Here is a 16663-nt window from a genome sequence, read left to right on the forward strand (position 1 = left end):
TTTCGGGAATTTCGGTTGCGCTCTACGCGCCATCAACCCTCTCGATCCGCCAGCGGTCTGAGATACCAAAAAAAGTAAAAGTAAAACTTGGCGGACATGACGGAGATTCGGTTCGTCAAAAAAAGTTGATTCGGAATTTATACCCCGTCGCCGGGCGGCTGGCAACCGGGAAACGTCGAAAATGCGGACATTCCGCGCATTTTCTTCAAAATGCGCGGAATGTATGCGTCGCGATGCGGTTATGCCGTACCACCGACCGTCATCCGGTCGATCCGCAGGGTCGGCTGGCCGACGCCGACCGGCACGCTCTGGCCTTCCTTGCCGCACACGCCGACACCCGAGTCGAGCGACATGTCGTTGCCGATCATGCTCACGTCCTTCAGCGATTCGGGGCCGCTGCCGATCAGCGTCGCGCCCTTCACCGGGTAGGTGATCTTGCCGTTCTCGATCATGTACGCCTCCGACGCCGAGAACACGAACTTGCCGTTCGTGATGTCGACCTGGCCGCCGCCGAAGTTCACCGCGTACAGGCCGTTCTTCACCGACGCGATGATTTCCTGCGGATCCTTGTCGCCGTTCAGCATGTACGTGTTCGTCATGCGCGGCATCGGCAGCGCCGCGTACGACTCGCGGCGCGCGTTGCCCGTGACCGGCATCTTCATCAGGCGTGCGTTCAGCGTGTCCTGGATGTAGCCCTTCAGGATGCCGTCCTCGATCAGCGTCGTGCACTGCGTCGGGTTGCCTTCGTCGTCGATGTTCAGCGAGCCGCGGCGGTTCGGCAGCGTGCCGTCGTCGACGACGGTCACGCCCTTCGCGGCGACCCGCTCGCCGATCCGGCCGGCAAATGCCGACGAGCCCTTGCGGTTGAAGTCGCCCTCGAGACCGTGGCCGATCGCCTCGTGCAGCAGCACGCCCGGCCAGCCCGGCCCGAGCACGACCGTCATCGCGCCGGCCGGCGCGGGGCGGGCGTCGAGGTTCACGAGCGCCGCATGCACGGCGTCGTCGACGTAGCGCGACAGCACTTCGTCGGTGAAGTAGCCGTAGTCGAAGCGGCCACCGCCGCCGCCGGAGCCGATCTCGCGGCGGCCGTTCTGCTCGGCGATCACCGTGACCGATACGCGTACGAGCGGGCGGATGTCGGCCGCGAGTGCGCCGTCGCTGCGCGCGACCAGCACGACGTCGTATTCGCCGGCGAGGCCTGCCATCACCTGCGTGATGCGCGGGTCGCGGCCGCGCGCCATCTGCTCGATGCGCTCGAGCAGCTTGACCTTGGCCGTCGCGTCGAGCGACGCGAGCGGATCGGACGGCAGGTACAGGTCGCGGCCCGAGATGCCCTTCAGCGACGTTGCCGCCTTGATCTTCTGGCGGCCGCCGCCGGCCGCCGCGATCGCCTTGGTCGCTGCGGCGGCTTGCGCGATGGCTTCCGGCGACAGGTCGTCGGAATACGCGAACGCGGTGCGGTCGCCCGCGACCGCGCGCACACCGACGCCCTGGTCGATGCTGAAGCTGCCCGATTTGACGATGCCTTCCTCGAGGCTCCACGCTTCGCTGCGGGTCGCCTGGAAGTACAGGTCCGCGTAGTCGACGCGATGCGTGAAGATGTCGGCGATCGTGCGCGTGAGCAGGCTTTCGTCGAGGCCGTACGGCGTGAGCAGGATGTCCTTCGCCAGCGCGAGGTTGCGGATGCCGGGTTCGATGATGTTCATGCGGATATCGGGGTTTCTCAAAAAGTTGTCGGGTGCTTCTGGGCAGATGGGTTGGCCGCGCGGCGTTTCAAGCGGCGGATTCAGGTCAGCACGCGGTGCCGCCACGCGGGCAGGCTCTGGCGCACGTCGGCGATACGTTGCGGATCGATCGCGCCGAGCACGACGCTGGCGCCCACGTCGCGGACCGCGACGATCTCGCCCCACGGGTCGATCAGCATGCTGTGGCCCCAGGTGCGCCGGCCGTTCTCGTGCTTGCCGCCTTGCGCGGCCGCGAGCACGTAGCACTGGTTCTCGACGGCCCGCGCGCGCAGCAGCGTTTCCCAGTGCGCGCGGCCCGTCGTATACGTAAACGCCGACGGTACGACGATCAATGCGCAGTCGCCCATCCTGCGATACAGCTCCGGAAAGCGGAGATCGTAACAGACCGACAGGCCGACCCGCCCGAACGGCGCGTCGAACGAGACGACCGTATCGCCCGCGCGGATCGTGCGCGCCTCGTCGAACGACTCGTCGCCTTTCTCGAAGTTGAACAGGTGGATCTTGTCGTAGCGCGCGGCTTCGTTGCCGGACGGATCGAACACGAGCGTCGTGTTGAGCACGCGATCGGGCTCGGGCGCCTTCAGCGGCAGCGTGCCGCCGATCACCCAGATGCCGTGGCGACGCGCGGCGTCCGCGAGGAAGCGCTGGATCGGGCCGTCCTGGTAGGGCTCGGCGAGCGCGAGCTTGTCGGTGTCGCGGTGGCCCATGAAGCAGAAATACTCGGGCAGCAGCACGAGCTGCGCGCCTTCGCCGGCGGCCTCCGCGATCAGGCGGCGGGCTTCGGCGAGATTGCGCGCGACGTCCGGCGTGCTCACCATCTGCAGCGCGGCGACCTGGAAGGGCGTGGCGGAACGGGTGTGGTCGGTCATCGCAGGATCGGTTGCGTCATAAATGGGGTGCGGCCCGGCACCGTGCGCGGCTCGGCGTGCGGCTCAATGGCTTGCCGCATCGGCCGGACCGTGATTCATCTTACCCTGATCGCCCCGCACCCGCTCGATGTGCGGGTGCGCCCACGAGCCGGTGATTGCGTAGTCGAGCGCGAACGCGCGCGACAGCGTCTCCGACAGCGCGTAGTTCGCGGCCAGCACGCCGACGCCGAGCAGCGGGTTGATGATGGCCGCCCCGATGGCCGCCGCGCCCGCGCTGATTTTCGGCGCGACGTGCGCATGCAGATCCTGCGTCTCGGTACCGAGATCGACCGCGCCGCGCACGGTGACGTTCGCGGGCCCCGTCATCATCGAGAAGTCGTCGGTGCGGGCGATCCCGTTCGAGATCTGGCCGGTGCCGGTGATCTTGTCGAACGGCAGCCCCTTGCCGATCACGTCGCGGAAATTCAGCGTCAGGAAACGGGCGAGGCTCTGCAGGCTCAGCACGCCGAGCAGCTTCGCCGCGCCCGGATCGACCTTCAGGATCTGGCCGTGTTCGAGATCGAGCGCGATCTGGCCGCCGAGCGACGGGAAGTCGAGCGCGGTCGGGCCGCCGCGCCAGCCGACCTTGCCGGTCACCGAGCCATGGCCGTCCGCAAGCGTGCGCGGCAGGCCGACGCGGTCGAGCAGCGCGCCCGCGTTGCCGATGTCGAGCTTGAAGTCGAACACGGTGCGGCGCGGCGCGTCGTTCTCGTCGGCGCCGCGGGCGAGCGCGCGGTGCGACGTGCGCCAGTTGCCGGTTGCCGTCAGCTTCGCGTCCGGGTTGGACAGCTCCAGCTTGTCGAGCTGCCAGACCGGTGTGCCGGCTTCGTCGATATTGCGCGCGTTGACGACCAGGCGGCCGATGTCGTGGTCGCGCGCGACGACCTGGTCGACGATCAGGTCGATCGACGGCATCGGGCGGTCGGTCGGCGTCGGCAGGTTCATCGCGCGGCCGACGAGATCGTGCTGCGCGCTGTCGGGCACCACGAGCTTCGCGAGCCGCGCGTTCAGCACGCCCGCGCCGTTGTGGCCGCCGCCCGGCGCCCACGACAGGTAGCCCGACACCTGGTTCGACGCAATGTTCGCCTGCCACAGCTCGTCGACGTGCGACGCGCCGACGATCACGTTTTCCCAGTTGCGCTTGAGCAGCTTCAGCGTGCCGAAATGGAGCGCGAAGCGCTTCGGCGCGAAGCTCGCGAAATCGACGCGCGGCGCGGCCTGCGGCGCCTGCGCGCGGGGCGTGTCGGACTTCAGCGTACGGGCCAGCGCGAGCCACGCATCGGCGTCCAGTTCGTTGACGTCGACGGCCGCGCTCACGCCGTCCTGAGGCATGTCGGGCATCCGGTGGATGCCCATCGCGCCGCGCACCGCGCGCAGCGGCTGGCCGCGCGTCGCGTCGAGCAGATAGGTCGCGGACACGGGGCCGAGCGTCAGGTCGGCATGTTCGAGGCGCTTGCCGTCCGCCTGCGGCGCCGGCTGCAGCGTGAAGCTGAACGGCATCGGCGTGCCGGCCGCCTTGGCGAACGGCGCGGGGAAATTCAGCGCGACGCCGGTCAGGTCGGAATGCGCGCTGATGTCGGGCAGGCGGCCCGGCGCGCCGCGCACGGCGACCTTGTACGGTGCGTCGCCCACCACGTGCTCGAGCAGCGCGGCGGCCGGGCCGTGCAGGTTCAGGCCGCGCGCCGCGTCGAGCGCGAGCCGGCCGTCGACGTCCACCGTGTAGGGTCCGTGCGACTGGAAGTTGCCGTTCGCGCGCACCGGGCCGCCGAGGAAGCGTCCCGACAGGTCGTGCAGCGACGCGCCGGCCTCGGTGAACCGGACACTGCCGCGCAGCGCGGACAGCGGCGGCACGCCGCTGGTCGTCAGCGTGTTGCCGCCGAACGCGAGCGCGCCTTCGACGTGCGTGTGCGGATGCGCGACGTGCTGCGGAATCGTGATCTTGAGCGCGAGCGACGCGGGCCCCTGCGCCTCGATCCGCTGGCCGATATGCCCGCTCATCGTGCCGAGCGAGCTGTTGTCCGCGTAGTCGATCAGGTCGGCCAGCGGGCCCTGCGCATGGCCGTCGATGACGAGCGGCGAGTGGGTCGGGTTGCCCAGGTCGTCGATGCGGCCGGCGACCTTCGTCAGCGCGACGCGCTTGTAGTGTGCGCGGGCGATGTCGAAGCGCAGCTTGTTCTGCGCGAGCTCGAACACGCCGTCGATCCCGTCGAGTGCCGGCCAGACGCTCGGCGTGCCGTTCGCGAGCTTGCGCGGCGGGTACGGCGTCGGTTCGAAGCGGCCGCCGGTGAACGGCGCGACGATGTGGAACACGCCGGCGTCGGGCTCGTGTTCGAACGGGAATTTCTCGAGCGGGCCGCGGGCGACGATCGATGCGCCCTTGGTCACCTGGCCGTCCTGCAGCGCGTGGCCGAGATAGTCGCGCAGGTGTTCGGACATCCCGGTCGGCAGGTAGCGCGGAATGCGCGCCACCGACGCGCGGGCAAAATCGGCGCGCAGGTCGAGCGAGCCGCGGCCGTGGCCGGGGTTCGTGTACGAGCCGGACACCGCGATTTCGGCATCGGGGTTCGAGACGAGCAGGTCGGGCAGCGTCACGTCGACGCGCGCGTGCTTGTCGCCGGCCGCGGGCGTGATCACCCACTTGGCGTTGCCGCGCAACCGGTCGAACGTCAGGCGCGGCTCGTCGAATTCACCTGGAACCGTGACGGCCGCGTTGACCGTGTCGAAGTGCGCGCTGCCGCCCGTCTCGTTCGCGTCGACGCGGCCCCACAGGTTTTCGACGCCCGGCCAGCCGGCGCGGGGGTGGCCGCGTGGCGACAGGCCCGGCGGCGGCTCCTGCGCGGCGAAGCTGATGCCCTGGAGATCGCCGAGGAAACGGTAGCGGACGATCGGCGCGGCGCCCATGCGCCGCTCCTCGTCGGCAAGGTCGGCTCGCGCCGGCTTCGCGCGTTCGACCTCGATCTGATAGTTCGACACCATCCCGCGCGGGTCGATCTTGATCAGTTCGTTGCGCAGGCGTGCCGGCAGCGGCAGCCCGCGAATGAACTCGCTGAGGATGCCGAGATCGACGCGGTCGCCTGCGACGCTCAACAGCTGCCCCTGGCTCGCGGTCGGCACGCGGTAGCGGGCCGTCAGCGTCGACAGCGCCAGCGAGCGGGCGAGCGGCGTGCCGTCCGGCAGCGGCGGCTGGCTGAGCTCCGCGTTGAAGCGCGTCAGGTGCAGCGTGTAGTCGTGGCCGGCGTCGAGCTGCATGTCCCAGCCGAAGCCGACCGTCGGCACGTCAAGCTGTGGCTGCGTCGGGCGCACGCGCAGCGCGACGTCCGCGCCCTGCAGATCGCCGCCCGCCGAATGCAGATGGCCGTCGCCGAAGGTGGCCCAGATCGCGTTGTCGATCCGGCCCGCGTGGATCGTGAGCGGCATGTCGAGGTAGCGCGCCAGCGTCTGCAGGTCGACCGGGCCGGTTGACAGGTACGCGTCGCCCGTCCAGTTCGACGGCTTGCCGACCGGGGCGAGCGGCTTGTGCTTGAAGCGCGCACGGAAATCGAGCGGGCCGAGCAGCAGCGTGCCGTTCGCGGGCGCCTGCAGCGCGGCCTTGTGCACGCGGCCGTCGTTGAGCACCGCGAGCCGGATGCCCGACAGCACGAGCTCCGGCGCGTCATGCTGCGCGTCGCGCCAGCGCAGCGTGCCGCCGCGCAGCACGATCGCCTCCTGCTTCAGCAGCCACGTGCCGAACGTGTCGCTGCCGCCATGGGTGGTCGCCACGCCGACGCCCGCGATGCTGAGCGAGCCGTCGGCCGCACGCGCGACAACCAGGTCGGGCTGGTCGACGATCAGGCTCGACAGCGCGGGCGACAGCCGCAGCAGCGACATCCACGATAGCGCGGCCGTCGCATGCGGCACCGACAGCGCGACCTTGCCGTCATGGCCGCGGATCGTCAGGTTCGTGAGTTCGACGCCCGGCTGCATGCCGGACCAGTTCGGGGAAAGCTTGCCGATCGAAAGCTGCGCGTGGAGCTTGTCGGACACCGCGCGCTCGATGCGCGGGCGGAATTCGTCGATGCGCGGCAGCAGGACGTAGCGCAGCCCGAGGAACGCGCCGGATGCGACGAAGTAGGTGCCGATCCCGACTGCCAGCGTCACCCTGAACACGCGACGCAGGACCGGATGATCGTGCTTCGGAGGTCCCGCTTCGGGCGCAGCTACGGCGGATTCCTGACGGTCGGACATGCGGCGGACGGGCGGCGATATGGTAGTTTTGCAGACTGACGTTGAAATGTATCACACGGGTTCGTGCCGGCGGCCGTTGCGGCAGCGCGGCACGGGCTTTCCGGCGCGCGGTTTCGCGACGGGCGCACACGCCCCGCGATGCCGCGCCGAGTCCATGGGGCCGGTCGGCAGCGGGGCGCGCATGCGTGTCCCGTGCCGGCCGGCCTTTCCGCCAGGCCCGCTTCTCGATGACCGACGCTTTCGCCCTGATCTGCACGTCCTATTCCCGTTACCTGGCCCGCGCGGCCGCCGCGCGGCCCGAGCTCGCCGACCAGGTCGCCGCGTGGGCTGCCGCGCCGCTCGGCCGCGCGCAGCTCGACGCGCGCCTCACCGAACTGCTGGCGACTCAGGCCGGCACGGCCGCGCCGACCGAGGAGCAACTGAAGCGCGCGCTGCGGCAACTGCGGGCCGAGGCGTTCGGCGCGGTCGCGGAACGCGACCTGCGCGGGCTGGCGGACGTCGCCGAAGTGACGGGTGCGATGACCGATCTCGCGGAAGTGGCCGTGCAGCGCTCGCTCGCGCTGCTGTCGGCCGAACTCGAGGCGCTGTACGGCGAGCCGCGCGGCGCCGACGGCCAGCGCGTCGTGCTCGGCGTGGTCGGGATGGGCAAGCTCGGCGGCCGGGAACTGAACGTGTCGTCGGACATCGACCTGATCTTCGTCTACGAGGACGACGGCGAGACGACCGGCGGCGCGCGTTCGCCGCTGCCCACGCAGGAATATTTCACGCGGCTCGGCCGGAGGCTGATCGGCGTGTTGTCGGAAGTCACCGCCGACGGCTACGTATTTCGCGTCGACATGCGGCTGCGTCCGAACGGCGATTCGGGGCCGCTCGTCTGCAGCCTCGGCATGCTCGAGGAGTATTTCTACGTGCAGGGCCGCGAGTGGGAGCGCTATGCGTGGATCAAGGGGCGGCTCGTGTCGGAAGGCGACAGCGACGCGGCGCGGCGGCTGGAGTCGCAGCTCGAGTCGATCGTCAAGCCGTTCGTGTACCGCCGCTACCTCGACTTCGGCGTGATCGGCGCGATCCGCTCGCTGCACCAGCAGATCCGGCAGGAAGCCGCGCGTCGCGCGTCGATGCGGCCCGACAAGGCCGACGACATCAAGCTTGGGCGCGGCGGGATCCGCGAGATCGAGTTCAGTGCGCAGGTGTTCCAGTTGATCCGTGGCGGTCAGGATGCGGAATTCCGCGTGCGGCCGACGCTCGCGGTGCTGCGCCATGCGCAGGCGCGCGGGCTGATCGGCGAGGACGTGCGCGCGCGCCTGACCGATGCCTACAATTTCCTGCGCACGCTCGAGCACCGGCTGCAGTACCGCAACGACGCGCAGACGCATGCGATGCCGGTCGAGCCGGACGAACGCGCGGCGCTGGCCGCGTCGCTGGGCTTTGCCGACTATGCGGCGCTGATGACGGTGCTGGACGAGCACCGCAACTTCGTCGAGGCGCAGTTCGACCAGATCTTCGCCGACAAGGTGAACGGCGCGCCCTGCGGCGCGGGCGAAGAGACGGCCGCCGCGTGGATCTGGAGCAGTGCGCTCGCCGACGACGGCGAGGACGATGCGCTCGCGGCCCGTCTCGACGGCCTCGGCTTCGCCGATCCGGCGACGGTGCTCGCCCGGCTGCGCGCTGTCTGGCAGTCGTCGCGCTATACGGGCCTGCCGGAAAAGAGCCGGCATCGCTTCGACCGCGTCGCGCAGCGCGCGCTGGAGGCCGCGCCGCGGATCGATGCCGCGCGCCGCGACGAAACCATCATCCGCCTGTTCGACCTGCTCGAGACGGTCAGCCGGCGCGGTGTCTATCTCGCGTTGCTGACCGAATATCCGGCCGCGCTCGACCGCGTGCTGTCGGTGCTCGGTGCGACGCGCTGGGGCGGCGGCTACCTGATCCGCCATCCGCAGCTGCTCGACGAACTGCTCGACGACGAGGCGATCGCGAGCCCGTTCGACTGGCCCGCGTTCAAGGAGGCGCTGCGCGCGCGCCTCGCCGCGGCCGACGGCCCCGAGCAGCAGATGGACCTGCTGCGGCACGCACAGCACGCGGAGGTGTTCCGGATCCTGCTGATCGATCTCGCCGGGCAACTGTCGGTCGAGCATGTGAGCGACCGGCTGTCCGAACTGGCCGACGCGGTGCTCGACGTGACGATCGAAGTCGTCTGGTCGCAGCTCGCGAAGCGCCATCGCGACGTGCCGCAGTTTGCGGTGATCGCGTACGGCAAGCTGGGCGGCAAGGAGCTCGGCTACGCATCGGATCTCGACCTGATCTTCCTGTACGACGACCCCGACGAGCGCTCGGCGGACGTCTACACGACCTTCACGCGGCGCTTGATCACATGGCTCACCACGGCGACCGGGGCGGGCGCGCTGTTCGACATCGACTTGCGGCTGCGGCCGAACGGCGAGGCCGGGCTGCTGGTCACCGATCTCGACGCGTTCCGCCGCTACCAGCTGCGCGAGGGCGACGCCGCGAATACCGCGTGGGTCTGGGAGCACCAGGCGCTGACGCGTGCCCGCTATAGTGCGGGCGACGCGCAGATCGGCGCGGACTTCGAGGCGATCCGCCAGCAGGTGCTGACGACGCCGCGCGACGGCGGCGTGCTCGCGAAGGAAATCGTCGACATGCGCGGCAAGGTGTTCGCCGGCCACCCGAACCAGACCGAGCTGTTCGACCTGAAGCACGATCGCGGCGGAATGGTCGACATCGAGTTCATCGTCCAGTACTGGGTGCTGCTGCACGCGTCGAGCGACGCCGAGCTGATCCGCAACACGGGCAATATCGCGCTGCTGCGAGAGGTCGCGCGCTTCGGGCTGATGGGCGAGGACGAGGCCGAGCGGGTTGGGGCGGCGTACCGGAAGTACCGGAAGCTGCAGCACAAGCTGCGGCTCGACGGGATGGAGAAGGCGCGGGTCGATCCGGCCGTGGTGGCCGACGAGCGGGCGGCCGTGACGGCGCTGTGGACGCGCGTGTTCGGGGCGGTTGAAGCGGATAGTTGAAACGACCGTTCGATGCGGAGCGGCAGGGGGAGCGATCGCGCCGCCGTGCCCCAAAAAAAGACCGGCGCGTGCGCCGGTCTTTTTGCATTCGATGAACGGCTAACGGGCGGCCGGCGTCAGGCGGCCAGTATTTCCTTCGCGTGCTTGCGCGTCGTGGCCGTGATCTCGAGCCCGCCGAGCATCCGCGCGACTTCCTCGATCCGGTTGGCGCGGTCGAGCGCGACCACGGTCGACACCGTGCCGCCGCGGTCGTCGGCGCCTTTTGTGACCTGGAAGTGATGGTCGCCGCGCGCGGCGACCTGCGGCAGGTGCGTCACGCACAGTACCTGGCGATCGCGCCCGAGCTGGTGCAGCAGGCGGCCGACCACTTCGGCGACGCCGCCGCCGATCCCCGTATCGACTTCGTCGAAGATCAGCGTCGGGGTCGGGCTTGCCGCGCTGGCGATCACGGCGAGCGCGAGGCTGATGCGTGCGAGCTCGCCGCCCGACGCAACCTTCGCGAGCGGCCGCAGCGGCACGCCAGGGTGCCCGGCGACCCGGAATTCGACCTGCTCGAGCCCGTGCGGGCCGCCGTCGGCGAGCGGCACGAGCGCGACTTCGAAGCTCCCGCCCGCCATCGACAATTCCTGCATGCCGGCCGTGACGGCCGCGCCGAGCGCCTTGGCGGCCTGTGTGCGCGCCTTGGACAGCTGTTTCGCGTCGGCGAGATAGGCTTCCCGCGCCTTGGCCTGCACCGCCTCGAGCGCGCCGAGATCGGCGGCCGCGTCGAGCGCGGCGAGCTGCGCGCGGCGTGCCGCGTGTTCTTCGTGCAGCGTGTCGGGCGGCAAGCGGAACTTGCGGGCGGTCGAGTGCAGCGCGTCGAGGCGCGTTTCGACCTGCGCGAGCCGTTCGGGATCGAGATCGATGCGCTGCGCATAGTGCGACAGCGAGTAGACCGCTTCCTGCAGCTGGATCTCGGCCGGTTCAAGCGACGCGAGCGCGTCGCCGAGCGTGGTGTCGTAGTCGGCGAGGCTGCGCAGCTTCGACACGATCGCGCCGAGCTGCGCGAGCATCGCGTCGTCGGACTCGGACAGCGCGTTGAGCGCACCGCGCACGCCTTCGATCAGGTTCGCCGAATGCGACAGGCGCTTGTGCTCGTTGCTGACTTCGTCCCATTCGCCGGGCTGAGGGGCGAGCTTGTCGAGCTCGGCGAGCTGCCAGGCGAGCTTTTCGCGTTCGAGCTGCAACTCGCGCTCGTGCGCTTTTGCCGCCTCGATCGCCTGCGTCGCGTCACGCCACACGCGCCATGCGCGTGCGACGTTCGCGGCGTCGGCGACGAGCCCCGCGTGCGTATCGAACAGCTCGCGCTGCGCGTCGGGCCGCATGAGCAACTGGTGCGCATGCTGGCCGTGGATGTCGACGAGCATTTCGCCGAGCTCGCGCAGCTGCGCGAGCGTCGCGCTGGTGCCGTTGATGAATGCGCGCGACCGGCCGTTTGCATCGATCACGCGGCGCAGCATCACGGTGTCCTCGGTGTCGAACGCGTGCTCGTCGAGCCAGCGCGCGACGCGGTCGTGCGGCGTGAATTCGGCGGTGATGTCGGCGCGGCCGCAACCGGTGCGCACGACGCTCGCGTCGGCGCGTTCGCCGAGCGCAAGGGCAAGGGCGTCGATCAGGATCGATTTCCCGGCGCCGGTTTCGCCGGAAAAGACGGAAAAGCCGCTGTCGAATTCGAGATCGAGCGCGGCGACGATGACGAAGTCGCGGATCGAGAGGTGGCGGAGCATGGTGTCGGGCGGAGCGGCGTCAGGACGCGTTGTCGTCTTCGTTCGAGGCGTGTTCGTTCCAGTGCAGCTTCTTGCGCAGTGTCGCGTAGTAGCTGTAGCCGATCGGGTGCAGGAACGGCACCGTGTGCTTCGAGCGGCGCACCTCGATCGTGTCGTTCAGTTCGAGCGCGGTGAACGACTGCATGTCGAAGTTCACGTTGACGTCGCGCCCACCGACGATCTGGATCGCGATTTTCGAATCGTCGGGCAGCACGATCGGCCGGTTCGACAGCGCGTGCGGCGCGATCGGCACGAGCACGATACCCGCCAGCTGCGGATGGAGGATCGGGCCGGCCGACGACAGCGCGTAAGCGGTCGAGCCGGTCGGCGTGGCGACGATCAGGCCGTCCGAACGCTGGTTGTACATGTACCGGCCGTCGACCGAGGCGCGCAGCTCGACCATCCCGGAGAAGCCGCTGCGGTTCACGACGACGTCGTTGAAGGCGATCGCATGGTAGATCGGTTCGCCGTCGCGCATGATCCGGGCCTCGAGCAGCGCGCGCTCCTCGCGTTCGAACTTGCCCGACAGGATCACCGGGACGAGCGCCTGCATGTCGGCTGCCGCGATATCGGTGATGAAGCCGAGCCGCCCGTGGTTGATCCCGATCAGCGGTGTCTTGTACGGCGCGAGCTGACGGCCGATGCCGAGCATCGTCCCGTCGCCGCCCAGCACGACCGCCACGTCGGCGCGCGCCCCGATTTCGGCCGGGGTCAGCGCCGGGTAGCCGGTGATGCCGATCTCGCGCGCGGTCTCGGCTTCGAAGACGACCTCGAAGCCCTGCTTGGCGACGCAGGCGGCCAGCGTGGCGAGCGGCTCGGCGATGTTGGGCGTGTTGCTCCGGCCGACGAGCGCGACAGTGTTGAACTGATTACCGGTTTTCATGCCGGCATTACACCATAGCTCGTTGACGAAAAGAACCGGCTGTGCGCGGGCGGGGCCGGATCGGGCCGACCCGCGCAACGGTAGCCGACGCCACTCGCCGCGGTCGCGCGGTTGCGCTAAAATTTTCCACCATGCTAGATCCTCGCGCACGAACCCTCCTGAAAACCCTGATCGAACGGTATATCGCCGACGGTCAGCCAGTCGGATCGCGCACGTTGTCCCGTTACTCCGGGCTCGAGCTGAGCCCGGCGACGATCCGCAACGTGATGTCCGACCTGGAGGAGCTCGGCCTCGTGTCGAGCCCGCACACGTCGGCCGGCCGCGTGCCGACGCCGCGCGGCTACCGGCTGTTCGTCGACACCATGCTGACGGTCGAGGTGCCGATCGACGCCGAAGCCGTCGCGCGGCAGGTGCAGAACACGTTGCAGGCCGGCGAGCCGCAGCAGCGGGTCGTGGCGGCCGCCGCGAGCGTGCTGTCGAACCTGTCGCAGTTCGCGGGCGTCGTGCTGACGCCGCGCCGCAGCCACGTGTTCAAGCAGATCGAGTTCATGCGCCTGTCGGACAAGCGCATCCTGCTGATCATCGTCACGCCCGAGGGCGACGTGCAGAACCGGATGCTCGCGACGCCGCGCGATTACTCGCCGTCGCAACTGACCGAGGCGTCCAACTACATCAACGCGCATTTCGCCGGACTGTCGTTCGACGAGGTGCGCCGCCGCCTGCGCGACGAGATCGACCAGCTGCGCGGCGACATGACCGCGCTGATGCATGCGGCCGTGACGGCCAGCACCGAGGTGCCCGACACCGAGGACACCGTGCTGATTTCCGGCGAGCGCAACCTGCTCGAAGTGGCGGATCTCTCGTCGGACATGGCGCGGCTGCGCAAGCTGTTTGACGTATTCGACCAAAAGACGGGCCTCCTGCAACTGCTCGACGTGTCGAGCCACGCCCAGGGCGTGCAGATCTTCATTGGCGGCGAATCGACGCTCGTGCCGATCGAGGAAATGAGCGTCGTCACCGCGCCTTACGAGGTGAACGGGCAGATCGTCGGCACGCTCGGCGTGATCGGCCCGACCCGCATGGCGTACAACCGCGTGATACCGATCGTCGACATCACCGCGCGCCTGCTGTCGCTCACGCTGAGCCAGCAGTAGCCTGCCGTCGCCGGCCCGATCCCGCCCCGTCATCTTGCCGCGGCACCGCGCGTGCCGGCAGTCGGCCGAAAGACAGGGCCTGTTTCCGCTCATGACGCGCTTGCGAACGAGCGTTGCCGGTCGCAGTGCAAGAAGCAAGGGCACCGTTTGGCCGAGCCAAACAAGCGACGCGCGACGCCGCAATGCGGCTGACAAGGCTCGCTCCCCTGATTGAAATCAATCTTTTGCGGGGCTGGCCGCCAGAAGCGCCGATCGCGGCGTCATGCGCGTTGCGCTCGCCCCTTCCGGCGGCCGGCGCAAGCCCGTCATGAGCGGGAACAGGCCCTGGCCGACCGGCGCGGGGCGGCCCGCTATAATTGAGAGCCGTCCGGTTCCGTGCCCCGAGCACGTTATTGCCCATGCGTTTCGATCTTGAGCCGTCTTCGAGCACCGCGGCTGCCCATCGCATCGGTGTGCTGCTGATCAATCTCGGCACACCCGACGCCCCGACGCCGCGCGCGGTGCGGCGCTACCTGGCCGAATTCCTGTCGGATCCACGGGTCGTCGAGATTCCGCAGGCCGTCTGGCAGGTGCTGCTGCGCACGCTGATCCTGCCGCTGCGCGGCCGCGCGTCCGCGAAGAAATACGCGGCCGTCTGGATGCCCGAGGGCTCGCCGCTGCGCGTGCACACCGAGCGCCAGACCGATGCCGTGCGGCACCTGCTCGCGTCGAACGGCTATCAAGTGCAGGTCGACTACGCGATGCGCTACGGCAGCCCAAACATTTCGCACGCGCTCGCGCAGTTCAAGCGTGCGGGCGTCGAGCGCGTGCTGCTGATGCCGATGTATCCGCAATACTCGGCGTCGACCACGGCCACGGCCTTCGACGCCGCATTCAACGCGCTCGCGTGCATGCGCAACCAGCCGGAGGTGCGCACGGTGCGGCACTACGCTGACCATCCGGCCTATATCCATGCGTTGGCCGAGCAGGTGCGCCAGTATTGGGCGCAGCACGGCCGGCCCGACTTCGCGGCCGGCGACAAACTCGTGCTGAGCTTTCACGGCGTGCCGAAGCGCACGCTCGACCTCGGCGATCCCTACCACGACCAGTGCCAGCAGACAGGGGCGCTGCTGATGGCCGCGCTCGGGCTGTCGACGACCGAATGCCGCATCACCTTCCAGTCGCGGTTCGGCAAGGCCGAATGGCTGCAGCCCTACACCGCGCCGACGCTGCGCGAGTTCGGCGAGGCCGGCGTGCGGCGGGCCGACGTGTTCTGTCCCGGTTTCACGGCCGATTGCCTGGAGACGATCGAGGAGATCGGCATGGAGGTGCGCGACGAATTCCTCGCCGGCGGCGGCAAGGCGTTCCACCGGATTCCGTGCCTGAACGGCGCGCCCGCGTGGATCGGTGCGCTCGGCGAGATCGTCGCCGAGAATCTGCAGGGCTGGCCGGTCAAGGCCGCGCAGCCCGAAACGGTGAGTTAAGCGCGATGAATTACAAGATCTCGACCGAACCGGGCGCGAAGCTGCGCATCGACAAATGGCTGTGGGCGGCGCGGTTCTTCAAGACGCGCTCGCTCGCGACCGATGCGGTCGACAAGGGGCACGTGAAGATCGGCGGCGCGGCAGTCAAGCCGGCGAAGGAAGTACGTGTGGGCGACGAAGTCGAGATTGCGATCGACGGCATCGTCTGGCACATTGCCGTGCTTGGCGTGTGCGACGTGCGCGGGCCGGCGAGCGTCGCGCAGACGCTTTACGAGGAAACGGAAGCGGGGCGCGCCGCGCGGCTCGCCGAACTGGAGCGGCGTCGCACGTATCGCGAGCCGGCAGCCGAATTGCACGGCCGGCCGACGAAGCGCGACCGGCGCATCATCGACAGATTTTCTGGTGGGAGCTGAACATCTGGTCGAACGTCGCCCGCGCGCTCCCGTATTCGGTCGTGCGGTCGGTAACGGCTCCCGACAGGCAGATGGTGGTGGTGCCGGCAATGAGTACCAGCGCGACCACCGATATCGCAAAGGTCAGTTTCACGGTACTCCCCTCGAGAAGACGGGTGAAAGCGGCGCCAGGTGGATGTCAGGCGGCGGCCAGCTAGGGGTAAACACGCTTTTCCTACGCTTGAGTGCAGTGTAGTGCAGCGGGCCTGTGCCAAGCTAGTACTTGCCAGGTAAGCGTTGTTACAGGCCGTTTCGCCTGATCTGGCGGACTATGCGGGCGATGCCCCGGCGTGACGCGCGGTTGTTTCGCTGCATTGGAGAATGCCGGCGAATCACCCCCTTGAAATCGTCGTATTCACCCTTATTTGCACCAGCAATGTGCGGTGCCGCCGGTATACGGACCGGCGGTTGCCGATTTGGCTTTAACCTCTAATCGACTTTCAGCGACATGGAAAACACGCAAGAGAACCCGGCACCCCAATCGGCCGAAGATATCGGCAGCGAGAAGCAGGCGGCGCAAGGCGCTGCCCCCGCCGCTGAAGCAGCCGACGCGGCGCTCGCGGAGGCTCAAGCCAAGGTCGCCGAGCTGCAGGAGAGCTACCTGCGGGCGAAGGCCGAGACCGAGAACGTCCGCCGCCGCGCGCAGGACGACGTCTCGAAGGCGCACAAGTTCGCGATCGAGAGCTTCGCGGAGCACCTGCTGCCCGTGCTGGACAGCCTGGAAGCGGCCGTCAACGATACGTCCGGCGACATCGCGAAGGTGCGCGAAGGCGTCGATCTGACGCTGCGCCAGCTGACGAGCGCGCTCGAGAAGGGCCGCGTCGTCGCGATCAACCCGGTCGGCGAGAAGTTCGATCCGCACCAGCACCAGGCGATTTCGATGGTGCCGGCCGAGCAGGAGCCGAACACCGTCGTCACGGTGCTGCAAAAGGGCTACACGATCGCCGACCGCGTGCTGCGTCCGGCGCTCGTCACCGTCGCGCAGCCGAAGTAAGGCCGT

Annotated in this window: 11 protein-coding genes; 5 read left to right on the forward strand and 6 right to left on the reverse strand. The window is 68.9% G+C overall.

Annotation, left to right across the window (positions count from 1 at the left end):
- Positions 1 to 239 precede the first annotated feature (239 nt).
- From tldD to HWX36_RS34430, 3 genes are all read right to left on the reverse strand, one after another.
- Positions 240 to 1706 carry a metalloprotease TldD gene (tldD, locus tag HWX36_RS34420; RefSeq protein ID WP_059236024.1) on the reverse strand — a complete coding sequence of 489 codons (1467 nt, stop codon included), beginning with the start codon at positions 1704 to 1706 and terminating at the stop codon, positions 240 to 242.
- Between the two features lie 80 nt (positions 1707 to 1786).
- Complete coding sequence (locus tag HWX36_RS34425) at positions 1787 to 2614, reverse strand: carbon-nitrogen hydrolase family protein (protein WP_175958215.1); 828 nt, start codon at positions 2612 to 2614, stop codon at positions 1787 to 1789.
- 63 nt (positions 2615 to 2677) lie between these two features.
- Positions 2678 to 6877: a YhdP family protein gene (locus tag HWX36_RS34430; protein WP_175958216.1), complete on the reverse strand. Its 4200-nt coding sequence runs from the start codon at positions 6875 to 6877 to the stop codon at positions 2678 to 2680.
- Between the two features lie 227 nt (positions 6878 to 7104).
- Here HWX36_RS34430 and glnE point away from each other — a divergent pair, with 227 nt between their 5' ends.
- Positions 7105 to 9906, forward strand: coding sequence for a bifunctional [glutamate--ammonia ligase]-adenylyl-L-tyrosine phosphorylase/[glutamate--ammonia-ligase] adenylyltransferase (gene glnE, locus HWX36_RS34435; protein ID WP_175958217.1), 2802 nt, complete (start codon positions 7105 to 7107; stop codon positions 9904 to 9906).
- A gap of 116 nt (positions 9907 to 10022) precedes the next feature.
- Here the strand turns inward: glnE and recN are convergent, their stop codons facing one another.
- Together recN and HWX36_RS34445 are read right to left on the reverse strand one after the other, a co-directional pair.
- Entirely contained in the window at positions 10023 to 11672 is a 1650-nt protein-coding gene (recN, locus tag HWX36_RS34440) for a DNA repair protein RecN (protein WP_175958218.1), read from the reverse strand.
- Positions 11673 to 11691: 19 nt separating this feature from the next.
- Positions 11692 to 12594, reverse strand: a complete 903-nt coding sequence (locus HWX36_RS34445) for an NAD kinase (RefSeq protein ID WP_175958219.1) — start codon at positions 12592 to 12594, stop codon at positions 11692 to 11694.
- A 131-nt stretch (positions 12595 to 12725) separates the two neighbouring features.
- On the opposite strand from HWX36_RS34445, the gene hrcA reads away from it, so the two are divergent.
- The 3 genes from hrcA (at position 12726) to HWX36_RS34460 (ending at position 15624) form a co-directional block, all read left to right on the forward strand.
- Positions 12726 to 13748, forward strand: a complete 1023-nt coding sequence (hrcA, locus tag HWX36_RS34450; RefSeq protein WP_175958220.1) for a heat-inducible transcriptional repressor HrcA — start codon at positions 12726 to 12728, stop codon at positions 13746 to 13748.
- Positions 13749 to 14146: 398 nt separating this feature from the next.
- Positions 14147 to 15211 (forward strand): ferrochelatase, encoded by a 1065-nt coding sequence (hemH, locus tag HWX36_RS34455; RefSeq protein ID WP_175958221.1) that lies wholly within the window; start codon positions 14147 to 14149, stop codon positions 15209 to 15211.
- 5 nt (positions 15212 to 15216) lie between these two features.
- Positions 15217 to 15624 (forward strand): RNA-binding S4 domain-containing protein, encoded by a 408-nt coding sequence (locus tag HWX36_RS34460; protein ID WP_021162216.1) that lies wholly within the window; start codon positions 15217 to 15219, stop codon positions 15622 to 15624.
- On the opposite strand, the gene HWX36_RS34465 is transcribed toward HWX36_RS34460, so the two are convergent.
- Positions 15596 to 15757, reverse strand: coding sequence for a hypothetical protein (locus HWX36_RS34465; protein ID WP_006476841.1), 162 nt, complete (start codon positions 15755 to 15757; stop codon positions 15596 to 15598). The two genes, HWX36_RS34460 and HWX36_RS34465, sit on opposite strands and share 29 nt — an antisense overlap.
- Before the next feature lie 354 nt (positions 15758 to 16111).
- Between HWX36_RS34465 and grpE the strand changes: the two genes are divergently transcribed.
- Positions 16112 to 16657, forward strand: a complete 546-nt coding sequence (gene grpE / locus HWX36_RS34470) for a nucleotide exchange factor GrpE (protein WP_175958222.1) — start codon at positions 16112 to 16114, stop codon at positions 16655 to 16657.
- Positions 16658 to 16663 lie beyond the last annotated feature (6 nt).

Origin of the sequence: Burkholderia sp. BCC0405 (assembly GCF_902833075.1) — a bacterium.
Lineage (GTDB): Bacteria > Pseudomonadota > Gammaproteobacteria > Burkholderiales > Burkholderiaceae > Burkholderia.